At 66.2% G+C, this 22918-nt stretch carries 26 protein-coding genes and 1 tRNA gene; 16 read left to right on the forward strand and 11 right to left on the reverse strand.

What is annotated here, in order from left to right; translation table 11 throughout:
* Positions 1-54 precede the first annotated feature (54 nt).
* Together ABIA30_RS11755 and ABIA30_RS11760 are read left to right on the forward strand one after the other, a co-directional pair.
* Positions 55-588 carry a phage holin family protein gene (locus ABIA30_RS11755; protein ID WP_370065268.1) on the forward strand — a complete coding sequence of 178 codons (534 nt, stop codon included), beginning with the start codon at positions 55-57 and terminating at the stop codon, positions 586-588.
* Positions 588-1556 carry an alpha/beta fold hydrolase gene (locus tag ABIA30_RS11760; protein ID WP_370065270.1) on the forward strand — a complete coding sequence of 323 codons (969 nt, stop codon included), beginning with the start codon at positions 588-590 and terminating at the stop codon, positions 1554-1556. Before ABIA30_RS11755 ends, ABIA30_RS11760 begins: the two co-directional genes overlap by 1 nt.
* On the opposite strand, the gene marP is transcribed toward ABIA30_RS11760, so the two are convergent.
* Genes marP through nth form a run of 4 tightly spaced genes read right to left on the reverse strand, consistent with a single transcriptional unit; the run spans position 1553 to position 4846 of the window.
* A complete protein-coding gene (marP, locus tag ABIA30_RS11765) occupies positions 1553-2743 on the reverse strand; it encodes an acid resistance serine protease MarP (protein WP_370065272.1) in 1191 nt (396 codons plus the stop codon). The two genes, ABIA30_RS11760 and marP, sit on opposite strands and share 4 nt — an antisense overlap.
* On the reverse strand, positions 2740-3504 hold the full coding sequence (locus tag ABIA30_RS11770) for a CoA pyrophosphatase (RefSeq protein WP_370065274.1): 765 nt from the start codon (positions 3502-3504) through the stop codon (positions 2740-2742). The genes marP and ABIA30_RS11770 overlap by 4 nt, the downstream gene beginning before the upstream one ends.
* On the reverse strand, positions 3501-4169 hold the full coding sequence (locus tag ABIA30_RS11775; protein WP_370065276.1) for a TlpA family protein disulfide reductase: 669 nt from the start codon (positions 4167-4169) through the stop codon (positions 3501-3503). Before ABIA30_RS11775 ends, ABIA30_RS11770 begins: the two co-directional genes overlap by 4 nt.
* A complete protein-coding gene (gene nth, locus ABIA30_RS11780) occupies positions 4166-4846 on the reverse strand; it encodes an endonuclease III (RefSeq protein ID WP_370065546.1) in 681 nt (226 codons plus the stop codon). The genes ABIA30_RS11775 and nth overlap by 4 nt, the downstream gene beginning before the upstream one ends.
* A gap of 176 nt (positions 4847-5022) precedes the next feature.
* Here nth and ABIA30_RS11785 point away from each other — a divergent pair, with 176 nt between their 5' ends.
* Together ABIA30_RS11785 and crp are read left to right on the forward strand one after the other, a co-directional pair.
* A complete protein-coding gene (locus ABIA30_RS11785) occupies positions 5023-5424 on the forward strand; it encodes a hypothetical protein (protein WP_370065278.1) in 402 nt (133 codons plus the stop codon).
* Positions 5425-5531: 107 nt separating this feature from the next.
* On the forward strand, positions 5532-6206 hold the full coding sequence (gene crp / locus ABIA30_RS11790) for a cAMP-activated global transcriptional regulator CRP (protein WP_370065280.1): 675 nt from the start codon (positions 5532-5534) through the stop codon (positions 6204-6206).
* Between the two features lie 87 nt (positions 6207-6293).
* Here the strand turns inward: crp and ABIA30_RS11795 are convergent, their stop codons facing one another.
* The 3 genes from ABIA30_RS11795 to ABIA30_RS11805 are packed head-to-tail and all read right to left on the reverse strand — an operon-like array spanning position 6294 to position 7712.
* Positions 6294-7064, reverse strand: coding sequence for an MBL fold metallo-hydrolase (locus ABIA30_RS11795; RefSeq protein ID WP_370065282.1), 771 nt, complete (start codon positions 7062-7064; stop codon positions 6294-6296).
* A 34-nt stretch (positions 7065-7098) separates the two neighbouring features.
* Entirely contained in the window at positions 7099-7554 is a 456-nt protein-coding gene (locus tag ABIA30_RS11800) for a RidA family protein (protein WP_370065284.1), read from the reverse strand.
* On the reverse strand, positions 7551-7712 hold the full coding sequence (locus ABIA30_RS11805; protein ID WP_370065286.1) for a hypothetical protein: 162 nt from the start codon (positions 7710-7712) through the stop codon (positions 7551-7553). Before ABIA30_RS11805 ends, ABIA30_RS11800 begins: the two co-directional genes overlap by 4 nt.
* A gap of 48 nt (positions 7713-7760) precedes the next feature.
* On the opposite strand from ABIA30_RS11805, the gene ABIA30_RS11810 reads away from it, so the two are divergent.
* Both ABIA30_RS11810 and ABIA30_RS11815 read left to right on the forward strand, forming a co-directional pair.
* Positions 7761-8798 carry an ArsA-related P-loop ATPase gene (locus tag ABIA30_RS11810; protein ID WP_370065288.1) on the forward strand — a complete coding sequence of 346 codons (1038 nt, stop codon included), beginning with the start codon at positions 7761-7763 and terminating at the stop codon, positions 8796-8798.
* Between the two features lie 23 nt (positions 8799-8821).
* Entirely contained in the window at positions 8822-9922 is a 1101-nt protein-coding gene (locus tag ABIA30_RS11815) for an ArsA family ATPase (RefSeq protein WP_370065548.1), read from the forward strand.
* 77 nt (positions 9923-9999) lie between these two features.
* Here ABIA30_RS11815 and ABIA30_RS11820 read toward each other — a convergent pair whose 3' ends face one another.
* On the reverse strand, positions 10000-10320 hold the full coding sequence (locus ABIA30_RS11820) for a WhiB family transcriptional regulator (RefSeq protein WP_370065550.1): 321 nt from the start codon (positions 10318-10320) through the stop codon (positions 10000-10002).
* A gap of 312 nt (positions 10321-10632) precedes the next feature.
* Here ABIA30_RS11820 and ponA2 point away from each other — a divergent pair, with 312 nt between their 5' ends.
* The 4 genes from ponA2 to ABIA30_RS11840 all read left to right on the forward strand — a co-directional run bounded on the left by ponA2 (position 10633) and on the right by ABIA30_RS11840 (position 15557).
* Positions 10633-13089 (forward strand): transglycosylase/D,D-transpeptidase PonA2, encoded by a 2457-nt coding sequence (ponA2, locus tag ABIA30_RS11825; protein WP_370065290.1) that lies wholly within the window; start codon positions 10633-10635, stop codon positions 13087-13089.
* 91 nt (positions 13090-13180) lie between these two features.
* Complete coding sequence (locus ABIA30_RS11830; protein ID WP_370065292.1) at positions 13181-14131, forward strand: metallophosphoesterase; 951 nt, start codon at positions 13181-13183, stop codon at positions 14129-14131.
* Positions 14128-15234 carry a PLP-dependent cysteine synthase family protein gene (locus tag ABIA30_RS11835; RefSeq protein WP_370065294.1) on the forward strand — a complete coding sequence of 369 codons (1107 nt, stop codon included), beginning with the start codon at positions 14128-14130 and terminating at the stop codon, positions 15232-15234. The genes ABIA30_RS11830 and ABIA30_RS11835 overlap by 4 nt, the downstream gene beginning before the upstream one ends.
* Positions 15235-15483: 249 nt before the next feature.
* Positions 15484-15557, forward strand: a tRNA-Pro gene (locus tag ABIA30_RS11840).
* Between the two features lie 72 nt (positions 15558-15629).
* On the opposite strand, the gene ABIA30_RS11845 is transcribed toward ABIA30_RS11840, so the two are convergent.
* Positions 15630-15824: an excalibur calcium-binding domain-containing protein gene (locus ABIA30_RS11845; protein ID WP_370065296.1), complete on the reverse strand. Its 195-nt coding sequence runs from the start codon at positions 15822-15824 to the stop codon at positions 15630-15632.
* Positions 15825-16014: 190 nt separating this feature from the next.
* On the opposite strand from ABIA30_RS11845, the gene ABIA30_RS11850 reads away from it, so the two are divergent.
* Complete coding sequence (locus ABIA30_RS11850) at positions 16015-16590, forward strand: TetR/AcrR family transcriptional regulator (protein WP_370065298.1); 576 nt, start codon at positions 16015-16017, stop codon at positions 16588-16590.
* A 28-nt stretch (positions 16591-16618) separates the two neighbouring features.
* Positions 16619-18139, forward strand: a complete 1521-nt coding sequence (gene lfrA / locus ABIA30_RS11855) for an efflux MFS transporter LfrA (RefSeq protein ID WP_370065300.1) — start codon at positions 16619-16621, stop codon at positions 18137-18139.
* Here the strand turns inward: lfrA and ABIA30_RS11860 are convergent.
* Positions 18136-19329, reverse strand: coding sequence for a cation:proton antiporter (locus tag ABIA30_RS11860; protein ID WP_370065302.1), 1194 nt, complete (start codon positions 19327-19329; stop codon positions 18136-18138). The two genes, lfrA and ABIA30_RS11860, sit on opposite strands and share 4 nt — an antisense overlap.
* 11 nt (positions 19330-19340) lie before the next feature.
* Positions 19341-19718, reverse strand: a complete 378-nt coding sequence (locus tag ABIA30_RS11865; RefSeq protein ID WP_370065304.1) for a hypothetical protein — start codon at positions 19716-19718, stop codon at positions 19341-19343.
* 143 nt (positions 19719-19861) lie between these two features.
* Between ABIA30_RS11865 and ABIA30_RS11870 the strand changes: the two genes are divergently transcribed.
* Genes ABIA30_RS11870 through ABIA30_RS11885 form a run of 4 tightly spaced genes read left to right on the forward strand, consistent with a single transcriptional unit; the run spans position 19862 to position 22918 of the window.
* Positions 19862-20617, forward strand: a complete 756-nt coding sequence (locus ABIA30_RS11870; protein WP_370065306.1) for a PadR family transcriptional regulator — start codon at positions 19862-19864, stop codon at positions 20615-20617.
* Between the two features lie 14 nt (positions 20618-20631).
* On the forward strand, positions 20632-21498 hold the full coding sequence (locus ABIA30_RS11875) for an oxidoreductase (protein WP_370065308.1): 867 nt from the start codon (positions 20632-20634) through the stop codon (positions 21496-21498).
* Between the two features lie 14 nt (positions 21499-21512).
* On the forward strand, positions 21513-22241 hold the full coding sequence (locus ABIA30_RS11880; protein ID WP_370065552.1) for a class I SAM-dependent methyltransferase: 729 nt from the start codon (positions 21513-21515) through the stop codon (positions 22239-22241).
* Positions 22238-22918, forward strand: coding sequence for a class I SAM-dependent methyltransferase (locus tag ABIA30_RS11885; protein WP_370065310.1), 681 nt, complete (start codon positions 22238-22240; stop codon positions 22916-22918). Before ABIA30_RS11880 ends, ABIA30_RS11885 begins: the two co-directional genes overlap by 4 nt.

Genomic DNA, 22918 nt, shown 5'->3' on the forward strand with positions numbered 1-22918 from the left:
CGGGCCAGTCTATCGTCGGCCCGCATCGTCGGACGGCGCCGCACGTGGCAACATATGCCAGGACTACACCCACACCGGGAGGACGTGTTCGTGAGCAAGAATGGCGCAGTGCCGGCCACGGTGACCTCGATCCCGTTGGTTGATCCCCACGCACCCAAGGCCGACCCGTCGATCGGCGATTTGGTCAAGGACGCCACCGAGCACATGTCGACGCTGGTCCGCGCCGAGGTGGAACTGGCCAAGGCCGAGATCACCCGCGATGTGAAGAAGGGGCTGACCGGCAGCATCTTCTTCATCGCGGCACTCGTGGTGCTGTTCTACTCGACCTTCTTTTTCTTCTTCTTCCTCGGCTCGCTGCTCGAGCTGTGGCTCCCGCACTGGGCGTCGTACCTCATCGTCTTCGCGCTGATGGTGCTGACCACCGGTGCATTGGCGTTCTTCGGCTACCTGAAGGTCCGCAAGATCCGCGGCCCGCAGGGCACCATCGCGTCGGTCAGGGAAACCAAGGCCGCACTGACACCGGGTCACGACAAGCCCGCGATTGCCGGCTCGGCAGGTAAAGCCACAAGCGACACCTCAGGCTGGTAGTGCCGCCACCCGATCCGTCGGTCGTCCGGATCGACGGTCCGTGGCGCCATCTTCAGGTGCACGCCAATGGCATTCGGTTCCATGTCGTGGAGGGCGAGAGCTCGCAGTCCGACCGTGAGAAAGCGGGCGACTTCAACTCGCCGGACCGTCCGCTGGTGATCCTGCTGCACGGTTTCGCTTCGTTCTGGTGGTCCTGGCGGCATCAACTGCGCGGGCTGACCGACGGTGCCCGGGTGGTCGCCGTCGACCTTCGCGGTTACGGCGGCAGCGACAAACCCCCACGCGGTTACGACGGCTGGACCCTGGCCGGGGACATCGCGGGACTGGTGCGCGCGCTCGGGCACCAGAGCGCGACGCTGATCGGCCATGCCGACGGCGGGCTGGTGTGCTGGGCGACCGCGGTCCTGCATCCGCGCGCTGTACGCGCCATCGCGTTGGTCAGTTCACCGCATCCATTGGCACTGCGCGCGTCGGTGATCGGCAATCGCCGACAACGGGCTGCACTGCTGCCGTGGATGTTGCGCTACCAGCTGCCGCAGTGGCCCGAACACAAGTTGACCCGCCGCGACGGGGCCGAGGTCGAGCGCCTGGTACGCAGCCGAGCTGGCGCGAATTGGGTTGACTCCCAAGATTTTTCCGAATCCATGCCACACCTGCGCCAAGCTATCCAGATCCCATTCGCGGCGCACTCGACCCTGGAATACCAACGTTGGGCGGTGCGCAGTCAGCTACGCAGCGAGGGATGGCGTTTCATCCGGACGATGAAGCGCCCCACCGTGGTTCCGGTCTTACACCTACACGGCGACGAGGATCCCTACGTGCTGGCCGACTCGGTGCACCGCACTCAGAGCTACGCCCCGCACGGCCAATTCGTCTCCGTCGCCGGCGCCGGACATTTCGCTCACGAAGAGGCACCCGATCTGGTCAACGATCGGCTGTCCGGCTTTCTGTCGCAGCTGCCCCGCTAGGACGCGACGCACTTACCGGTGGGCACCGGATCCTCGCTGCCCACCTTGGCCATCTGCTTGGCCACTTCCTCGGCGGTCAGCACGAAACCGGTGTCGGCGTCGTCGACCGCGGCACCGAACACCACACCGAGCACGTTGCCACTGCGGTCGATCAGCGGGCCGCCCGAATTGCCTTGCCGGACATTGCCTCTGATGGTGTAGACCTCGCGGGTGACGGTGGTGGTGTGGTAGATATCGGGGCCGTTGAGCTTGATGATCTCGCGGATCCGGGCCGGCGTCGCCGCGAATTCACCACCGCCGGGATAGCCCATCACCACCACATCGGTGCCCGATTGCGATTCGGCCATATCGAACTTCAGCGGCTGCGACGGCAGGTTCGGCACATCCAGAATCGAGATGTCGGCGTCCGGGTCGTATGACACCACCTTGGCGTCATAGGTCTTCCCGTCGACCTCCACGGTCACCGAGTTGGAGCCGGCCACCACGTGTGCGTTCGACATCACCCGGTTGGGCGCGACCACAAATCCGCTGCCCTCCAACACCTTCTGGCAACTCTGCGCCACACCGCGGATCTTGACCACGCTGCCCTTGTCGAGCCCGACCACGGGGTCGGTGATCAATGTCGGGTCGGGAGCGTTGACATTGGCGATCGGTGTCGGGACGAACGGCTGCAGCACATCGGGCAGGCCCGAGGTGTTCAGCAGCGCTTTGAGCCGGTCGGGCACCCACCTGATCCACGACGGCGCCACGTCGTCGACCTGGGCCAGCACCCGCGACCCCTTGACCACCTTGGCCACTTCACCGTGCTCGGGCGAGGTGAGCGGGGTCGCGAGCATCCACGCCGCCAACAACACCGCGACCACCTGCAGTGCGACGCCGATCACCGAATCCATCGCGCGGGCGCCCTCGTTGCGGATCGCCCCACGCACCGCCCGGCCCAGCACCACGCCGGCAATCTCACCGATCACCACCAACCCGAGGATCAGGAACAAGGTGGCGAACAGCTTGGGACGGGCCCCGGTCAGGTGCGCCACGACATGCGGAGCCAGCAGAACCCCGGCCACCGCACCGAGCACCACACCGAGAAAGGACAGCAGGGAACCCAACGCCCCGGAACGCCAGCCCGAGACGGCGGCGATGAAGACGACAGACAGGATGGCCAGATCGAGCCATTGCGATGCGCTCATTGTTGGGCACCACGGTAACCGGTGGAATCGCCGACGAGCGCCATTGCCGCATCGAGTTCGCACACGCGGTCGGCGTTCCATGGCCGAGCCCAGCCTGCGACGTCCAAGATCGCGGAGATGACCTGCCCGGTGAACCCCCACACCAGCATCTGATTGAGCAGGAATGCGGGGCCGGCGAACCGGCTGGTGTTCTGTTGGCGATACACCATCAGCCGGTTCTCCGGATTGACGAACGCCCGAATCGGAACGCGCGCCACTATCGCCGTCTCGGCCGGGTCCACCACGTGGACCGGACCGGGATCCGGGGAGTACGCCAGGACCGGAACCACATGGAAACCCGAGGGCGGGATGAACATGCGTTCCGCCGTCGCCAACGGCTGCAGTCTCGAGGTGTCCACACCGGTCTCCTCGACCGCCTCACGCAGCGCGGTGCCCACCGGCCCGTCGTCCCCGGGATCAGAGGCGCCGCCGGGGAACGCGGCCTGTCCGGCGTGGTTGCGCAGCGTCGCGGCGCGGACGGTCACCAGCAGATCGGCGTCCGGCGGCAGGGCGCCGGCCGGGGCATCCGGGGCCCCCGAGAACAGCACCAGCACAGCGGCGTCGCGCTTGGCGCCGGTCAACGTCGCCGTGACATTCGCTGCGCTGATCGCGGCCAGCACACTGGTCGGAACCCGACGGCGGTAGGCCTGCGGCAGGGTCGCGACGTTCTCGACGAGGTGCGCGAGCCAAGGCGGGGCGGCCTGCGGATTCAGCTGACTCACCCCGACACTCCTAACTGTGCGTTCACCGCCCCGGCGAGGTCGTCGGCACTGGTGAACGGCCGCGGCACGATCTGCGCCACGCTACCGTCCGCCCGCAACAGGACCGTCGTGGGCATCACATTGGGGACATGCAGCGCGCCGGCGATCAGGCGTCGCCCGTCCTGCACGGTGGGCAGCTTGACACCGAGCTCGGCGAGCCGGAGCAGACCTGCGGTTTCGTTCTCGTCCTGATGAACGGTCAGCACCAGCACCCGGTCGCCCATCCGCTTCTGGTACTCGGCCAGCGCAGGCAGCTCATCGGCGCACGGCCCACACCAGTACGCCCACAGGTTCAACAGCGTCGGCCGACCGGCGACCACCGACGCGATGTCGACCGGGCTGCCGTCCGCCGCGCATTCGACCGTGATGCCGCGCAAGGCGTTCGATCCGGCGCCGACGCCCGCTACCGGACACGGCGGCAATGCGGCGCGGGCTCGCGGACCTGCCAACGCCTCGGGGGTGTCGGCGTCGCGATGCCCCCGCGCCGCGGTCTGCTGCCCGGCCGCGGAACCGGCTGCTCCCGACAGATTCGACGGATGGTCGTCACCCAACTGCCGCCAGAAGGCCACCCCGAGCACCCCGAAGACGACCAGCACCACCAATGTCCAGCGACTGGTGGTGCTCACAACCCCGCCAGGGCCAGCAGATGCTCGGTCTCCGGCCCCTTGACCAGGGCGGCGGCCGCCTCCCGATCAGTCGGACCGATCCCGTACGACGGGCAGTCCTTGGCCAGTACGCATACCCCGCACGCGGGTTTGCGGGCGTGGCAGACCCGGCGGCCGTGGAAGATCACCCGGTGGCTCAGCAGCGTCCACTCCTTGCGTTCGATCAGCTCACCGATCGCGAACTCGACCTTGACCGGGTCTTCCTCGGCGGTCCAGCGCCACCGGCGCACCAACCGGCCGAAGTGCGTGTCGACGGTGATGCCCGGAACGTCGAAGGCGTTGCCCAGCACCACATTCGCCGTCTTGCGGCCGATACCCGGCAGCGTGACGAGCTCGTCCAGCGTTCGTGGCACCTGCCCGTCGAACCGCTCGACCAGCGCCTGGCCCAGGCCGATGATCGAGTTCGTCTTGTTGCGGTAGAAACCGGTCGGCCGGATCAGCTCCTCGAGTTCGGTGCGATTGGCCTGGGCGTAATCCAGGGCGCTGCGGTATTTGGCGAACAGCGCCGGCGTGGTCTGATTAACCCGCACATCGGTGCATTGCGCCGACAAGATCGTGGCCACTGCCAACTCCAGCGGATCGGTGAAGTCAAGCTCGCAGTAGACGTGCGGAAACGCTTGTGCCAGTTCGCGATTCATTCGCCGTGCGCGTCGCACCAGACCGAGTCGGGTTTCCTGGTCGTACTTGGCGGCAGCCTTGGCGGCCGATCGGGGCACAGTCACTGCGCAAGCCTACTGACGTGGGTGGGCAAGGATACATCTACTGGTGGCGTTTCGTGATCACCCCGAGACCTTCGGCGTGTTTACTTCCGCGTGTGTCCTGGTTGCTCGTTGTCTGCATCCCCGGGTTGCTCATGCTGGCAACCTTCGGGTTGAGCCGCCTTGAAGCACGCCTGGATGCCACCTCGGAGACAATGTCCGCCGCCGACGTCGCCGTCATGCTGAAGAAGATGCTGGAGAAGACCAAGGCCGCCTGCGCCGCGTCGACCACGCCCAGCAACTCACTGCCGCACCGCGCCGCCCCTCGGGAACCCCAGCGGGCACTGCCACAGCGCGACACCGCCCTAGATATGTCCAACTACGTTCTGCCGTGCTCAGCACCGGAGTGGGACCGGACTTTCGAAGCCTCCAGCGAGCCGGAATTGCCTGGCCCGGCATACGCCAGGGGCAGGGGCAATCCGCAGTTTCGCCAGACTCGCCACGCCAATCGTGTGTAGCGTTGGCACGTTGCGAAACGGCTTACTACTAGACTGACTTCGTTAACCAGTTCACATCGTTGGACTGAGCACGTGTCATATCACTCACGAGCTTGAAGAGGGGCAACGTGGACGAGATCCTGGCGAGGGCCGGAATCTTCCAAGGAGTCGAACCCACCGCGGTCTCCGCACTGACCAAGCAGCTTCAACCGGTCGACTTTCCGCGCGGGCACACGGTGTTCGCCGAGGGCGAACCCGGTGATCGGCTCTACATCATCACCGCGGGCAAGGTGAAGATCGGCCGTCGTTCACCGGACGGTCGGGAAAACCTGCTGACCATCATGGGTCCGTCGGACATGTTCGGCGAACTGTCGATCTTCGATCCCGGCCCCCGCACCTCGAGCGCGACCACCATCACCGAGGTGCGCGCGGTCTCGATGGACCGCGAGGCCCTGCGGGCATGGATCGCCGATCGCCCGGAGATCGCCGAGCAGCTGCTGCGGGTTCTGGCCCGTCGTCTGCGCCGGACCAACAACAACCTGGCCGACCTGATCTTCACCGACGTGCCCGGTCGCGTGGCCAAGCAGCTGCTGCAGCTGGCCCAGCGCTTCGGCACCCAGGAGGGTGGCGCCCTACGGGTGACCCACGACCTGACGCAGGAAGAGATCGCCCAGTTGGTCGGCGCGTCGCGCGAGACGGTGAACAAGGCCCTGGCCGACTTCGCCCACCGCGGCTGGATTCGCCTGGAGGGCAAGAGCGTACTGATCTGCGACAGCGAGCGACTGGCCCGCCGCGCTCGGTAGTTTTCCGCCGACACTGCATTCCGGCAGGTCCGTTCTCGGACGTTTCCTGCTGGGGTGCAGTTTCGGTGTTTCTGGGCCAGCGTTGGGTCAGCCCTGCAAGTAATCCAGTTGGGCCTGCACCGATTTCTCGGCGGCGTCCCACAGCTTCTGATCGACGTCGGTATAGACGTGCTCGACGACCTGTCGGGCGCTCGCGTCCTCGCCCAGCACCCGCACGGCGTCGCGCACCTGGTCCAACCGCTCTTCCCGGTGTGCCAGGTACATGGCCGTCACCTCGGACAGGTCGGCTAGATCAGGGCCGTGGCCCGGCAACACCGTGAGCGGCCCGAGCCCCTGCAGTCGGCGCAGTGATTCCAGGTAGTCCCGCAGGCTGCCGTCTTCACTGTCGATGACAGTGGTCCCGCGGCCCAGCACCGTGTCCGCGGTCAGCACGGCTCCGTCGACCAGGAACGACAACGAGTCCGCGGTGTGTCCAGGCGTGGCCATCACCTTGATCTGCAGCCCGGCGGCATCGATCACCTCGCCGTCGATCAGCGGACCACCGAGACCACGCAGAAAACCACTGCCCACCGACCGGACCACCGCCCCGGTCAGCGCCACCAGCTTGTCGATGCCGGCGGTGTGGTCCTCATGCTTGTGGCTGATCAGCACCAACGGGATCTTGCCCAGCGCAGCGACCCGCTCCAGGTGCGCGTCGTCGTCCGGGCCCGGGTCGACGATCACCATCTCGTCGCTGCCCGGCCCGCGCAGTACCCAGGTGTTGGTGCCATCGAGCGTCATGATGCCGGGGTTGTCGCACAGCAGCACCGAGGCCGATTCGGTTACCGGCCGCAGCACTCCGTACGCGGGATGGACCATGAAGACGCGACCGCCTCTACTTATGCTCGATCGCTTACGCGATCTCGACGATGAGTTCCACCTCGACCGGCGCATTCAGCGGCAATTCGGAGACCCCGACCGCCGACCGAGCGTGCGCCCCTGCCGGGCCGAACACCTCACCGAGCAGCTCGGAGGCCCCGTTGATCACGGCCGGCTGGCCGGTGAATCCCGGCGCCGACGCGACGAACCCGACGACCTTGACCACCCGCACCACCGAGTCGATGCCGACCAGCGCGTGCACCGCGGCCAGCGCGTTGAGCGCGCTCACCCGGGCCAATGCCTTGCCGTCGTCAGCACTGACCTCGGCGCCGACCTTGCCTTCCTGCGGCAGCTTGCCCGACTGCATGGGCAGCTGGCCGGCGGTGTAGACCAGGTTCCCGGTGCGTACCGCAGGCACGTAAGCCGCAAGGGGCGCAACAACTTCCGGCAGCTCGATGCCCAACTCGGTCAGCCGCTGTGAAACACTCACTTGGGCCGCTTCAGATACGCGACGTGCTGCTCGCCGCTCGGGTTGGCCAGTACTGACACCAGCTCCCAGCCGTCCTGACCCCACTGGTCGAGGATCTGCTTGGTCGCGTGAATCAGCAACGGAACGGTGGCGTACTCCCACTTGGTCGGTTCGCTCATGTCGCCGAGCTTATCGGCCACCGGTACCCCCTTGGTTAACATGCTGGAGTGACAACCGAATCCACCGGCCCAGCACACCTCGGCTGGCCGGCGCGCCTGCATCGGGCTCGACTGCATTTCGTGACCGGAAAGGGCGGCACCGGCAAAACCACGATCGCCGCGGCGCTGGCCTTGGCGCTGGCCTCCGGCGGACGGAATGTGCTGCTCATCGAGGTCGAGGGCCGCCAGGGCATTGCCCAGCTGTTCGACGTGCCGCCGTTGCCGTACGGCGAGATCAAGATCGCCACGGCCGAGGGAGGTGGGCAGGTCAACGCGCTGGCCATCGACACCGAGGCGGCGTTCCTGGAATACCTGGACATGTTCTACAACCTCGGTATTGCCGGCCGCGCCATGAAGCGCATCGGCGCCGTCGAGTTCGCCACCACGATCGCTCCCGGCCTGCGCGACGTGCTGTTGACCGGCAAGATCAAAGAGGTCGTGGTCCGCAACGACAAGACCGCCAAGGAGCTGAAGGGCCAGCGGGCCTACGACGCCATCGTGGTCGACGCTCCCCCGACCGGCCGCATCGCCCGATTCCTCGATGTGACCAAGGCCGTCTCGCAACTGGCCAAGGGCGGCCCGGTGCACTCGCAGGCCGACGGCGTGGTGAAACTGCTGCATTCCGAGCTGACCGCCATCCATCTGGTCACCTTGCTGGAGGCCCTGCCGGTACAGGAGACCATCGAGGCGATCGCCGAACTGCGTGAGCTGGAACTGCCGATCGGCAGCGTCATCGTCAACCGCAATATCCCGGCCTATCTGTCGGACGACGACCTGGCCAAGGCCTCTGAGGGCGATATCGACGCCGACGCCGTGCGCGCCGGGCTGACCAAGGCCGGAATCACGTTGTCGGACAACGACTTCGCCGGGCTGCTCACCGAGACCATCCAGCACGCGACTCGGACGAACGCACGCGCGGAGAGCGCCGATCAACTCGAAGCTCTGGACATCCCACAGCTCGACCTGCCGGCCCTGCCCGACGGCGTCGACCTGGGCAGCCTGTACGAACTCGCCGAAGCGCTTGAGCAGCAAGGGGTTACCAAGTGAGCAGCAAGCCCCCGGCGCTGGACATGCGCGCCATCCTGAACGACAGGGCCAACCGCGTCGTGGTGTGCTGCGGCGCCGGTGGCGTCGGCAAGACCACCACCGCCGCGTCGATGGCGCTGCGGGCCGCCGAATTCGGCCGCACCGTCGTGGTGCTGACCATCGACCCGGCCAAGCGCCTGGCTCAGGCCCTCGGCATCAAAGACCTGGGCAACACGCCGCAACGGGTGCCGCTGGCTCCGGAGGTACAGGGTGAGCTGCACGCCATGATGCTGGACATGCGCCGCACCTTCGACGAGATGGTGACGCAATACTCCGGCGAAGAGACGGCCAACTCGATTCTGGAGAACCAGTTCTACCAAACGGTGGCCACCTCGCTGTCCGGCACACAGGAGTACATGGCGATGGAGAAGCTCGGCCAGCTTCTCGCCGAGGACAAGTGGGATCTGGTCGTCGTCGACACCCCGCCGTCGCGCAATGCGCTGGATTTCCTCGACGCGCCGAAACGGCTCGGCAACTTCATGGACAGCCGACTGTGGCGGCTGCTGCTGGCGCCGGGCCGCGGCCTGGGCCGACTGGTCACCGGCGCGATGGGCCTGGCCATGAAGGCGCTGTCCACCGTGCTCGGCTCGCAGATGCTCGGTGACGCCGCCAGCTTCGTGCAATCGCTGGACGCCACATTCGGCGGGTTCCGCGAGAAGGCCGACCGCACCTACGAACTGCTCAAGCGGGACGGTACCCAGTTCGTGGTGGTGTCGGCCGCCGAGCCCGATGCCCTGCGTGAAGCATCGTTCTTCGTCGATCGGTTGTCGCAGGAGAAGATGCCGCTGGCCGGCTTGATCCTGAACCGGACCCATCCGATGCTGTGCGAGCTCAGCGCCGATGTGGCCGAAGAAGCCGCCACTTCGTTGGCCGCCGATGGCGACACCCTGACGCCTGCGGTGTTGCGGATTCATGCCGACCGCACGGCGATCGCCAAGCGTGAGATCCGGTTACTGTCGCGGTTCACCGGCGCCAACCCGCACGTGGCGTTGGTCGGTGTGCCGTCATTGCCGTTCGATGTGTCGGACTTGGAGGCGCTGCGCGCCATCGCCGATCAGATCACCGGAGAAGTCAAGGTCGACTGACCCGGCGGCGGCCGCCACCTGGACGCAGCCAAATGCCCGGCGACTCGATGAGTCGCCGGGCATTGGTATTGAAGGATTCAGACCGCGCTGCGGTGCTTGCGCTGAGCCGAGAAGAATTCGGCCCAGGAGATGACCTCGGGGTGCTGCTTGAGCAGGGCACGACGCTGACGCTCGGTCATGCCGCCCCAGACCCCGAACTCGACGCGGTTGTCGAGGGCATCGGCGCCACATTCGGCGATCACCGGGCAGTGCCGGCAGATGACAGCGGCTTTGCGCTGGGCGGCGCCGCGGACGAACAATTCATCGGGATCTGCCTGGCGGCAGCGGGCTTGCGAAACCCAGGCGATTCGGGCCTCAGCCTCAGCTTGAACGACACTATTGACGGGAGCGGTAGCGATTGTCCTGTGAGCTACTGGCTGAGTACTTACCACCAGCGATCCCTTCGTCACGCCGTCGAGCGACGGCCCGGTAACCGTGCAGAACGCTGATTGCGATCTACGCCACATTGCGGTCCGTAGTGTTACCTGGATCGCATTGTGTGTCCAAGTTAGGTGGTCAGGGGGCGTTTGCGCAACTAGTCTTATGCCGCTTTTTTGGGACGCGCGTCCCGACGTCAATTTTAAGTCCGCGGAGAAGGCCACGCATCCCGAGAAAACGTGCTAACTGACCGGTCCCGGGCTCTTCAGGTGCGGCATAGTTACTCTGTACCCATGTCCGAGCGACCGCAGAACCGTCCGCCGACGCGTCCTCCCACCGCGGTCACCGCCATCAAGCTGACCTGGTGCGTCATTCTGGCCAGTGTCTTGCTGGCCGCGTTGATGTTTCCCGTCGTCGGTGGCATCGGTCTGATGTCCAATCGGGCGTCGGATGTGGTGGCCAACGGTTCAGCCCAACTGGTGGAGGGCGATGCGCCCGCGATCACCACGATGGTCGACGTGAAGGGCAATCCGATCGCCTGGCTGTACAGCCAACGTCGGCGCGAGGTAACCAGCGATCAGATCGCCAACACCATGAAGCTGGCCATCGTCTCGATCGAGGACAAGCGCTTCGCCGAGCACAACGGCGTCGACTGGAAGGGCACTCTGACCGGTCTGTCCGGCTATATGTCCGGAGCGTCGGACACCCGTGGCGGTTCGACGCTGGAACAGCAGTACGTCAAGAACTACCAACTGCTGGTGATCGCCCAGACCGACGCCGAGCGCCGCGCGGCGATCGAGACCACCCCGGCCCGCAAGCTGCGCGAGATCCGCATGGCACTGACGCTGGACAAGACGTTCACCAAATCCGAGATCCTCACCCGTTACCTGAATCTGGTGCCGTTCGGCAACGGCTCGTTCGGTATTCAGGACGCCGCGCAGACGTACTTCGGGATCGACGCCTCGCAGCTGAACTGGCAGCAGGCCGCCCTGCTGGCCGGCATGGTGCAGTCCACCAGCGGTCTTGATCCGTACACCAACCCCGACGGTGCGCTGGCGCGCCGAAACCTGGTGTTGGACACCATGATCCAGAACGTTCCGCAGAGCGCCGACGAGCTGCAGGCAGCCAAGGATCAACCGCTCGGCGTGCTGCCACAGCCCAATCAGTTGCCCCGCGGCTGCATCGCCGCCGGCGACCGCGCCTACTTCTGCGACTACGTCCAGGAGTACCTGGCGCGTGCTGGCCTCAGCAAAGACCAGGTGGCCAAGGGTGGCTACCTGATCCGCACCACCTTGGACCCCGATATCCAGAACACGGTGAAGTCGTCCATCGACGGCATCGCCTCACCGACCATCGACGGCATCGCCAGCGTCATGAGCGTGATCCGGCCCGGCAAGGACCGCCACGCCGTGGTGGCCATGGCCAGCAACCGCACTTACGGGTTGAACTCCGACGCCCACGAAACCATGCAGCCACAGCCGTTCTCGTTGGCCGGCGACGGCGCCGGGTCGATCTTCAAGCTGTTCACGACCGCGGCTGCGTTGGACATGGGCATGGGCATCAACGCCACCCTGGCCGTGCCGTTCCGCTTCGACGCCAAGGGGCTGGGTAGCGGTGGCGCGAAGGGTTGTCCGAAGGACACCTGGTGTGTGGAGAACGTCGGTAAGTACGCCGGCTCGATGAACGTCACCCAGGCACTGGCCACGTCGCCGAACACCGCCTTCGCCAAGCTCATCTCGCAGGTCGGCGTCCAGCGCGCGGTCGATATGGCGGTCAAGTTGGGGCTGCGTTCGTACGCCGAGCCGGGCACTGCGCGCGCGTACGACCCGAACAACAACGAAAGCCTGGCCGACTTCGTCAAGCGGCAGAACATCGGCTCGTTCACCCTGGGCCCGATCGAGGTCAACGCGCTCGAGCTCTCGAACGTCGCCGCCACCCTGGCGTCGAGCGGCACGTGGTGCCCACCGGACCCGATCGACAAGGTCTTCGACCGCCACGGCAACGAGGTGTCGGTGACCACCCAGACCTGCGAGCAAGCGGTTCCGGAAGGTCTGGCCAACACCCTGGCCAATGCGATGAGCAAGGACGCGATCAGCGGCACCGCGGCTGGTTCGGCTGCGTCGCAGGGCTGGACTCTGCCGGTGTCCGGCAAGACCGGTACCACCGAGGCCTACCGGTCCTCGGCATTCCTGGGTTTCACCAACGCCTTCGCCGCCGCGAACTACATCTACGACGACTCGGCAACACCGTCGGACATCTGCTCGTTCCCGCTGCGCCAATGCGGCAAGGGTGACCTGTACGGCGGTAAGGAACCGGCCCAGACCTGGTTCACCGCCATGAAACAGTTCACCCCGACGAATGTGGCGCTGCCGCCCACCGATCCGCGTTACGTCGACGGCGGCCCGGGCTCGAAGGTGCCCGACGTCGCCGGGATGGACCTGGACCTGGCCCAGAGCCGGATCAAGGACGCCGGCTTCCAGCTCTCCCCGCAGCCGGCCTGGGTGAACAGCACGGCTCCGTCGGGACAGGTGATCGGCACCAACCCGACCGGATCGACGATCCCCGGCTCGATCATCACGATCCAGGTCAGCAACGGCATCCCGCCGGCACCGCCGCCGCCTCCACCGCCACCGTTCGGCCTGTCGATCCCTGGTTTGGACGGACCGCCACCCCAGGTGGGGTCGACTGTGGTGGAGATTCCGGGCCTGCCGCCGATCACTGTTCCGGTGCTCGGGCCGCCGCCGCCATAACTTGAACACTCGATGAGTCATCTCTGTGGGGTTGCTAACGCGGCCCTGCGAGACCAGGCCTGGTTGGCGACGCAGCCAGTAGACTCGCTCCATGTCTGACACCCTGCGTAAAGCTGCGGTTACCGCAGCTGGAACGTTCGCCGCCGGGCTCGCCTACGCCTCGCTGATCGAGCGCAACGCGTTTTGCGTCCGCGAGGTGACCATGCCGGTGTTGACGCCCGGGTCGTCGCCGCTGCGGGTGCTGCACCTGAGCGATCTGCACATGATGCCGCGGCAACGTCGCAAGCAGGAATGGCTTCGTGAGCTCGCCGATTGGGAGCCCGACCTGGTGGTCAACACCGGAGACAACTTGTCGCACCAGAAGTCGGTACCCGCTGTGGTGCAGGCGCTCGGTGATCTGTTGTCGGTGCCGGGCCTGTTCGTCTTCGGCAGCAACGACTACTTCGCGCCGAAGCCCAAGAACCCGGCCAACTACCTGTTCAACAAGTCGAAGCGAGTCACCGGCAAGCCGTTGCCGTGGCAGGACCTGCGGGCCGCCTTCACCGAGCGCGGCTGGCTGGACATGACCCACACCCGTCGTGAGATCGAGGTGAACGGCCAACTCATCGCGGTAGCCGGGGTGGATGATCCGCACCTGACCCGTGATCGCTACGACACCGTCGCCGGTCGGCCCAATCCGGCGGCAAGCCTGTCGCTGGGCGTGACCCACGCGCCCTACACCCGGGTGCTGGACCGGTTCGCCGACGACGGCTACCAGTTGGTGCTGGCGGGCCACACGCACGGCGGTCAGCTGTGCGTGCCGTTCTACGGCGCGGTTGTGACCAACTGCGACATCGACACCTCACGGGTCAAGGGCCCGTCGCGGTGGGGTGCGCACATGCAGCTGCACGTGTCGGCCGGGATCGGCACCTCGCCGTACTCGCCGGTGCGGTTCTGCTGCCGGCCGGAGGTCACCTTGCTGACGCTGGTGGCCGCGCCGACCGGCGGCGGGCACCCCAATATCCGCGCGGACGTGACGCTGCCGGCCGTCTCCGCGCGGTGACCACCGGCCCCTCGATCACGGCGCACGACAGCGACCGCCGCTGGGTGGACAACGCGGTGCGGTTGATCGAGGCCGACTCCCGGCGCAGCGCCGATACCCACCTGCTGCGGTACCCGTTGCCGTCGGCCTGGAGCGACGCCGTCGACGTGCAGCTGTATCTGAAGGACGAGACCACCCATATCACCGGCAGCCTCAAACACCGGCTGGCGCGGTCACTGTTCCTGTATGGGTTGTGCAACGGCTGGATTGGCGAGGGCACCACGGTCATCGAGGCGTCGTCGGGGTCCACGGCCGTGTCGGAAGCCTACTTCGCCGCCCTGCTCGGTCTGGAATTCATCGCGGTGATGCCGGCCTCGACCAGTGCGGCCAAGATTGCGCTGATCGAATCACAAGGTGGCCGTTGCCATTTCGTCGACCAGTCGTCGCAGGTGTACGCCGAGGCCGAGCGGCTGGCCGAGCAGACCGGCGGGCACTACCTGGATCAGTTCACCAACGCCGAGCGGGCCACCGACTGGCGCGGCAACAACAACATCGCCGAGTCGATCTTCGCCCAGATGCGGGACGAGGCCCACCCCGTCCCGGAATGGATCGTGGTGGGCGCCGGCACGGGCGGCACCAGTGCGACCATCGGGCGCTTCATCCGGTATCGCCGACATGCAACGCGGCTGTGTGTCGTCGACCCGGAGAATTCGGCGTTCTACCCGTCTTGGGTCAAGGGCGACCGGGAGCTGTTCACCGGGGCGTCGTCGCGCATCGAGGGCATCGGCAGGCCCCGGGTGGAGCCGTCGTTCCTGCCGGGCGTGGTGGATGCCATGGTGACCGTGCCCGATGCCGCCTCGGTGGCCGCAGCGCGGCACGTGAGCCGGGTGCTGGGCCGCCGGGTGGGTCCGTCCACCGGCACCAATATCTGGGGTGCGTTCGGGCTACTGGCGCAAATGGTCGCCGAGGGCCGCAGCGGGTCGGTCGTGACGCTGTTGGCCGACAGCGGTGACCGTTATCAGGACACCTACTACGACGAAGCGTGGGTCAGCGATCGTGGGCTCGATTCGCCGGAAGCCGCCGCCACGCTGGCCGAATTCGAGCGCTCCGGCACCTGGCCGTGACTCGCGACGCGCAATGCGGGGCGGTAGTCGGAGGTGGCGAACAGCCACAACGCTGCGAGTCCGAAGAACCCGCCGTAGAGAAGAGCTCCCAAGCCGGTCATGTCATCCTCGTTTCGCCGGTGGCAATGGTCATTGCTAGGTAGAACATCGCTTACCCGGTAAATCCATCCCGTAATCGCGGTGATCTGGGCCGCTCAGGGCCGTTTGGCTTCTGACCGGGTTGGTGCGATACGCTGTCGAGGCTTCACGCGGGGTGTGGCGCAGCTTGGTAGCGCGCTTCGTTCGGGACGAAGAGGTCGTGGGTTCGAATCCCGCCACCCCGACAGCATGAAGAAGGCCCTGACCGGGAAAATCTGGTCAGGGCCTCACTCGTTTCATGAGCTGGGTGCTACCGCCTAGCCTTCACAGGCGATGCCGTCGTGGTCGCGATCCTGCGACGCCTTGTAGTCCGGATCACCCTTGGGGATGTTGTACCGGCCGTCGGCGTGGGCTTCCTTGCAGTTCTTGTAGGGACCAGACGCCTGAGCAGCGGGGGCGACGGATACACCGATTCCGGCAATCAGCGCAGCAGCGATCAGGGCACGCAACATTGGGGCACCTCGAGGGGGTTGGAGAGAGTGGACGCCCGAGTGTGGCATCGACCGTTCTCCCAGAAATACGTTTCCAGCAAAATATACGTAGGTGTCAAAACCGGTTGGCGACCGATCATGGCGCGAGCGCATTGCGGTGATGTGGGACATATATGTCCCATTTTGGCGATTCGATGCTACATTTACCAACATGACTGGACCGATGCCGATCGATAGTGGCGTGCGTTCGCGCACCCGCACCGCGATCCTCGATGCCGCCAGCACCGTCCTGGCCACCAACCCGGCGGCATCGCTGGGCGACATCGCCACCGCCGCGGGTGTCGGCCGCAGCACCCTGCATCGCTACTTCGCCGAGCGCTCTCAACTGCTGCGCGCGCTCGCGATCCATGTGCACGCGCTGTGCAACGCGGCCATCGAGCGCGCCGAGCCGACCTGTGGTCCCCCGCTGGTGGCCCTGCGCCGGGTGGTGGAGACGCAGCTGGACCTCGGACCCATCGTGCCGTTCATCTACAACGAGCCGACGATCATGGCCGACCCCGAGATGGCGGCCCACCTCGACACCGGCGATGAGGTGATCGTGGAGCTACTGAACCGAGCATCGGCACGTCCCCCCAGCGGCCCAGCAGATTGGCCGCGCCTGGCGTTCTGGGCGCTGCTCGATGCCGGATACACCGCCGTGCGCAACAACACCGCCCCCCGCGTCGAGATCGTCGACGCCATCATGACCGCCCTGACCTCCGGGATCATCAGTCCCGACCAAGCCTGAGCCACAACCGAATTCAAGGAGTTCTCCCATGTCCACGAGCACCGTCGCCACACCGGCGACGAACCGCAGCCACCAACATCGTTGGTGGGCACTGACGGTGCTCATGCTCCCGGTGTTTCTCATCTCGATCGACAACACCGTGCTGGCCTTCGCACTACCGAAGATCGCCGAAGCGTTCCGGCCGTCCGCCGCCGCCCAGCTGTGGATCGTCGACGTCTACTCACTGGTGTTGGCGACCCTGCTGGTGATGATGGGCAGCCTCGGCGACCGCTTCGGTCGCCGCCGGCTATTGCTCATCGGCGCAACCGGATTCGCCATCGTGTCCGCTGCTGCGGCATTCGCCCCGAGCGCTGCGTACTTGATCGCGGCCCGCGCCGCGCTGGGCGTTTTCGGCGCCATGCTGATGCCCTCGACGCTGTCGCTGATCCGCAACATCTTCACCGACGCCACCTCGCGTCGGTTGGCGATCGCCATCTGGGCATCCTGCTTCACCGCCGGGTCCGCCCTGGGACCGATCGTCGGCGGCGCCCTGCTGCAGCATTTCCACTGGGGCGCAGTGTTTCTGATCGCAGTGCCGCTCCTGCTGCCACTGCTGGTACTGGCGCCCAAGCTGGTGCCCGAATCACGCGATCCGAATCCGGGCCCGGTCGACCCCACCAGCGTGCTGCTGTCGTTCACCACCATGCTTCCGGTCGTCTGGGCGATCAAGACCGCCGCACACGATGGCATCTCGGCACTGGTGGTGGGTGCTGTCGCAGTCAGCGTCGGGTCAGGTGTCTGGTTCGTCCGTCGACAAAACCGCAGCAGCACACCGATGTTGGACATGCGACTGTTCGGCTACGGGCCGTTCACCGCGTCGATCCTGGCCAACTTCCTTTCCATCGTCGGCCTGATCGGGTTCCTGTTCTTCGTCTCGCAGCACCTACAGCTGGTCTTGGGGCTGAGCCCGTTGGCCGCTGGGTTGGTGACGCTGCCCGGCGCGGTCGTCTCGATGATCGCCGGGGTCGGCGTGGTCCGGTTGACCCGCAGGTTCGCCTCGCACACGCTGATCATGGTCGGACTGGTCCTGGTGGCGGCAGGCTTCCTGCTGATCCTCGCGTTCCGCCACGACCTGAACATCGGCGCCGTCATCGTCTCGTTCGTCGTACTCGAGCTGGGCATCGGCATATCCCAGACCATCTCGAACGACACCATCGTCTCGGCGGTACCGGCAGCGAAATCTGGTGCAGCATCGGCAGTTTCGGAGACTGCGTACGAACTCGGCGCGGTGGTCGGTACGGCCATCCTGGGCAGCATGTTCACCGCGTTCTATCGCGCCAACATCGAGCTGCCCGACGTGTTGTCGCCGACCCAGGTCGCTGACGCCGGCGAGAGCATCGGCGGCGCGGCGGCAGTGGCCCAGACCCTGCCGACCGAACTCGGTGCCCGGCTGATGGAATCCGCCCGCGCGGCATTCGATTCCGGCATCGCACCGACGTCGGCCATCGCGGCGGCACTTGCACTGACGGCTACCGCTGTGGTGTACGTGGTATCTCGTCGCGAGGGCTAGGCGGGGTTCGGGCCCGAAGGCGAGGCAGTCTTCGGGTCCGCGGGCGAGGCAGTCGCGCCCTGGCCGCGCTTGGCGATGGTGCCGGCAACCGAAGTCGCGCCAACGGTGAGCAACGCACCCAGGATCAACGCCGACGGTTCCCCGGAACCGAGCAGGTGCATCTGGGTGCCCAGGGTTGCCGCGGCTACCGGCACGCCGAGCTGGGCCGAGGCCAGCACGCCGAGCGAAAGCGGTTGGCCGAACGCCCGGCCGCTGCAGTGCGCAAGGATCGCGCCGAGGCCCAGCACCACGCCCAGCACGATGTACTTCGGGTCCTGCCCCAGCTCACGCACGTGCAGCGAGGCTCCGAGCCAGACGAAGAACAACGGCGCGAAGAAGCCCTCGGTGATACCGAACAACTGGCGGGCCAGGCGCCTTGGTTCGCCGACCGCCGAAAGGACCAGCCCGAGCGCAAAGCCCGCCAGCATGATCGACACATGGGTCGATTTGGCCACCGCGGCCAGCCCGAACAGCGCGATCAGGCTGATCCGCAGTTCCAACGCAAGGTCGCGCTTCTGCGAATACTTGTGGAACCGTTTGAGCCAGCCCCGCTGGTTGACGTACCGCAACGCGACAAATAGCACAGCCGCACATGCTGCGATGGCCAGCGCTCCCAGTGCGGCCCGCGGCGCACCCGCGGGATTGATCGCCAACGGCAGCAAGACGATTGACGATGCATCGGCGATCGCTATCTGGGCGGTGACCGCCAGCACAGGTGGTCCGGTCAGACCCAACGAGTCGATCACCGGCAGCGCCAGCGCCGCGGAGGACGACGCCATCAGCACCGCGTACATCAGGGCGTGGCCGGTGCCGAAGAGGTGTGCGACGGCCACACCCAACACCACCGAGATCGCGCCCACCGCGATCGCCCGCAGCAGTGCTTTGGGTAGATCGCCGCGCAGGGATTGATCCCGGACCGGCACGTGACTGCCCACCACGAACATCACCAGCGCAAACCCGATGTCGGCGAGCAGCGAGAAGGTTGGATCCCCCGCATCGACGATGCCGAATCCGGTGCGGCCCACGATGATTCCGGCCATCAGCTCGCCCACGATCACCGGTAGGCGAAGGTGCGGCACCGCCGCCAGCAACGGTCCCGCCAGTCCAACTACGGCCAGCAGGGCCAGCGCATGAAACCCGAAACTGTCCATCGCTCAGCTGGTCAGGACTGCCACGACACGAGCCGGCACGGGATGTCGGTGTTCTCGTCGGTCAGATAGCTCGCGCACACCCGGTGGTAGCCGTCCGCGATCTGCAGCGGAACGCCCGCATGGACTTCGCCGCGCACCAGCAGGATCGGCGACAGCTTCTTGCCGTCACTGATCTTGGACAGATCCGACCGGACGTGGCTGTTCGACTCGGGGAGCAACGGCAACTGCGCGGCGCGCAAGATGTCCTTGGCCTTGCGTGTGACGGTTGCGGCCGACTTCATCGCGTCGACGGTTTTCGCGACCTCACCCTTACCGGTCAACATCGTCAGATAGTCGGTCGCCGCGTCGTAGTCGTGGTCTTCTGGGTCATCCAACCAGTTCACTGCCATGGAAGCACCCTAAGGCCCCGAGACCGCGGATGTGATCCAGCAGACAATCTCGTATTTAATAGTTGCATCACGATAGTTAGCGATATATCGTCAACGCATCGGAAGTGCACATCGTGCTTCCCGCCTACAGAAAGAACACAGACATGAACACCCCATTCAATCCACCCGAAGGCCCATTTACGGGCCACCCATTCGGCGGACCGCAGTCATTCGGCCGTCCTGAGACGCCCTTCGGCTTCAGCCCCACCGACCGTCGCGCCCTGCACGAGCAGCGCCGCGCGGCCCGTCGAGAGATGCGCGAACACGTGCGCGAACACCGCGGCGGTGGCGACGCCGGCTTCGGTTTTGGTCCCGGTTTCGGTTTCGGTCCCGGCGGCTTCGGACCGGGCTTCGGTCCCGGGCCATTCGGACCTGGCGGACCGCGCGGACGCCGACACGGCGGACGTGGCCGCACTGGCGGACGTGGCCGTCGCGGTGATGTCCGCGCCGCCATTCTCAAACTGCTCACCGAGCGGCCGATGCACGGCTACGAGATGACCCAGGAGATCGCCGCCCGTAGCGAGGGCCTGTGGAAGCCGAGTCCCGGCTCCATCTACCCGACGCTGCAACTGCTGGTCGATGAGGGTCTGATCGTCCCGACCGAAAGTCGGGGTAGCAAAAAGACTTTCGAGCTGACCGACGAAGGCCGCGCCGCCGCCGACGCGATCGAGACCCCGCCGTGGGAAGAGATCGCCCAAGACGTCGACCCGGCCGCGATCAACCTGCGCGCTGCCGTGGCCCAGCTGTTCGGTGCGGTCGCCCAGTCGGTGCACACCGCCGACACCGAACAGCAGCAGCGCATCCTGGACATCGTCAACAACGCCCGTCGCGAGATCTACCAGATCCTCGGCGAGGAGTGACTAGCCTCGGACCCATGACGACCTACGCACTCGGTTCGTACCAGGTCCACCGCGTCGGGTTCGGTGCCATGCAGTTGCCCGGACCCGGCGTGTTCGGGCCGCCCCGCGACCACGATCAAGCGGTCGCGGTGCTGCGCCGGGCCGTGGCCGCCGGGGTCAACCACATCGACACCGCGCAGTTCTACGGACCCAACGTCGCCAACGAGCTGATCCGCGAGGCCCTGCACCCTTACCCGGCCGAGCTGGCACTGGTCAGCAAGGTCGGCGCGCGACGCGACGGGCAGGGCAACTGGCTGCCGGCCCAGGAGCCCGACGACCTGCGCAGAGCCATCGAGGAGAACCTGGAGACGCTGGGAACCGACCGCCTGGCCGCGGTGAATCTGCGCGTCATGGGCGACGACGACCACGGCGCCCCAGGGGCAGTCGACACTGAACTGTTCGACCGCCAGCTGACCGCCATGATCGCCGCCCGAGACGAAGGCCTGATCGGCGGTATCGGCCTGAGCACCATCACCCTCGATCATCTGCACATCGCCCTGCAACGCACTGACATCGCCTGCGTCCAGAACGCCTACAACCTGCTGGACCGAACCTCGCAGCCGGTGCTGGACGTGTGCACCGAGCGTGGCATCGCCTTTGTCCCGTATTTTCCACTGGGGTCGGCATTCAATCCGCAGAACCCGATCCTCGGGCACCCGGAAATCATCAGAACGGCAACAGCATTGGGCCACACCCCGGCGCAGGTCGCACTGGCGTGGACGTTGACCGCGGCACCGAACGTCCTGTTGATTCCCGGTACGTCGTCCCTGGCGCACCTGGAAGAAAACCTCGCGGTGGCCGATATCCAAGTGCCACAATCACTTACGGATACGTTGCAGTGACCGACCTGGATCGGATGCCACGCGGCGGCCCGGCGGCATCATGTCTGGACCGGCTGCTGGAGACCGACCGACCGGAGTATCTGGACCGCGACGACGTCGACCCCGCCGTCAAACGGCAGGTGGTGCGGGCCTTGGAGCTCGCCGGTCGATGGTTCGGCACCAACGAGCGGTTCGCCCACATCGCTCTGGAAGAGATCGCTGACGTTCCCGACCCGCGGATCCTCGAACTCGGCTCGGGCCACGGCGCGTTGTCGGCCAAGCTGGCCGAGATGCACCCCACCGCCACGCTGACCGTCACCGACATCGAACCTGCCTCGGTACGGGCGATCTCCAAGTCCGCGTTCGCCGCCGACCCACGGGTGACGGTACGTGAAATGGACGCCACCGCAATCGATGCCGCCGACCGCACCTACGACCTCGCCGTGTTCGCGTTGTCCTTCCACCACCTCCCGCCCGCGGCTGCGGCACGGGTACTCGCCGAAGGCACCCGGGTCGCGGACAAGTTCGTCATCATCGACCTGCCCCGACCTCCCGCGCCGCTGCATCTGATCCGACTCGCCGCCATGCTGCCGCTGGTCCCCTTCGTGCCGTTCGTCCATGACGGCCTGATCAGCTCGTTGCGCACCTACAGCCCGACCGCGATCCGCGCCCTGGCCACGCACGCCGGTGTGCAGGTCGAGCTGCGCGGCGGGGTGTGCGAGCCCCAAGTCGTCATCGCCGCCGCGGGTACGTTGGAACCATGACCGACGACCAAGTAATGGATTGGGATAGCGCCTACCGCCAAGAGGGCCGGTTCGACGGCCCACCGCCATGGAACATCGGTGAACCGCAGCCCGAACTGGCCGCCCTGATTGCGGCCGGAAAGGTGCAGAGCGACGTACTCGATGCGGGGTGCGGTTACGCCGAATTGTCACTCGCGCTGGCCTCCGACGGCTACACGGTGGTCGGTATCGAACTGACGCCGACCGGCGTCGCGGCGGCGAAAAAGGCTGCAGCCGAACGTAACCTGACCAATGCCACCTTCGTGCAGGACGACATCACCACGTTCACCGGTTTCGACGGCCGGTTCAACACCATCATCGATTCGACGTTGTTCCACTCGATTCCGGTCGAGGGCCGCGACGGCTACCAACAGTCGGTGTACCGGGCCGCCACCCTCGGTGCCGTCTACTACATCCTGGTGTTCGCCAAAGGCGCGTTTCCGGCCGAGGCCGAGCAGAAGCCCAATGAAGTCGACGAGGCCGAGCTGCGTGCGGCCGTCGGCAAGTACTGGGCGATCGACGAGATCCGTCCGGCGTTCATCCACGCCAATATCCCTGATGTACCGGCTGATGCGCCGTTCCAGATGCCACCGCATCCGCGCGACGAGAAGGGCCGGTTGATGCTGCCGGCGTTCCTGCTCACCGCACACAAAGCCTGA

The sequence above is a fragment of the Mycobacterium sp. MAA66 genome (assembly GCF_041261665.1).
Lineage (GTDB): Bacteria > Actinomycetota > Actinomycetes > Mycobacteriales > Mycobacteriaceae > Mycobacterium.

What these genes read in the sequence shown, in the direction of transcription:
- ABIA30_RS11755 (WP_370065268.1), top strand. Translation starts at nt 55, where the DNA reads ATGCCAGGACTACACCCACACCGGGAGGACGTGTTCGTGAGCAAGAAT.
- marP (WP_370065272.1), bottom strand. Translation starts at nt 2,743, where the DNA reads ATGAGCGCATCGCAATGGCTCGATCTGGCCATCCTGTCTGTCGTCTTC.
- nth (WP_370065546.1), bottom strand. Translation starts at nt 4,846, where the DNA reads ATGAATCGCGAACTGGCACAAGCGTTTCCGCACGTCTACTGCGAGCTT.
- ABIA30_RS11795 (WP_370065282.1), bottom strand. Translation starts at nt 7,064, where the DNA reads ATGGTCCATCCCGCGTACGGAGTGCTGCGGCCGGTAACCGAATCGGCC.
- ABIA30_RS11805 (WP_370065286.1), bottom strand. Translation starts at nt 7,712, where the DNA reads ATGAGCGAACCGACCAAGTGGGAGTACGCCACCGTTCCGTTGCTGATT.
- ABIA30_RS11815 (WP_370065548.1), top strand. Translation starts at nt 8,822, where the DNA reads ATGCGCGCCATCCTGAACGACAGGGCCAACCGCGTCGTGGTGTGCTGC.
- ponA2 (WP_370065290.1), top strand. Translation starts at nt 10,633, where the DNA reads ATGTCCGAGCGACCGCAGAACCGTCCGCCGACGCGTCCTCCCACCGCG.
- ABIA30_RS11830 (WP_370065292.1), top strand. Translation starts at nt 13,181, where the DNA reads ATGTCTGACACCCTGCGTAAAGCTGCGGTTACCGCAGCTGGAACGTTC.
- ABIA30_RS11845 (WP_370065296.1), bottom strand. Translation starts at nt 15,824, where the DNA reads ATGTTGCGTGCCCTGATCGCTGCTGCGCTGATTGCCGGAATCGGTGTA.
- ABIA30_RS11850 (WP_370065298.1), top strand. Translation starts at nt 16,015, where the DNA reads ATGACTGGACCGATGCCGATCGATAGTGGCGTGCGTTCGCGCACCCGC.
- lfrA (WP_370065300.1), top strand. Translation starts at nt 16,619, where the DNA reads ATGTCCACGAGCACCGTCGCCACACCGGCGACGAACCGCAGCCACCAA.
- ABIA30_RS11860 (WP_370065302.1), bottom strand. Translation starts at nt 19,329, where the DNA reads ATGGACAGTTTCGGGTTTCATGCGCTGGCCCTGCTGGCCGTAGTTGGA.
- ABIA30_RS11865 (WP_370065304.1), bottom strand. Translation starts at nt 19,718, where the DNA reads ATGGCAGTGAACTGGTTGGATGACCCAGAAGACCACGACTACGACGCG.
- ABIA30_RS11870 (WP_370065306.1), top strand. Translation starts at nt 19,862, where the DNA reads ATGAACACCCCATTCAATCCACCCGAAGGCCCATTTACGGGCCACCCA.
- ABIA30_RS11875 (WP_370065308.1), top strand. Translation starts at nt 20,632, where the DNA reads ATGACGACCTACGCACTCGGTTCGTACCAGGTCCACCGCGTCGGGTTC.
- ABIA30_RS11880 (WP_370065552.1), top strand. Translation starts at nt 21,513, where the DNA reads ATGCCACGCGGCGGCCCGGCGGCATCATGTCTGGACCGGCTGCTGGAG.
- ABIA30_RS11885 (WP_370065310.1), top strand. Translation starts at nt 22,238, where the DNA reads ATGACCGACGACCAAGTAATGGATTGGGATAGCGCCTACCGCCAAGAG.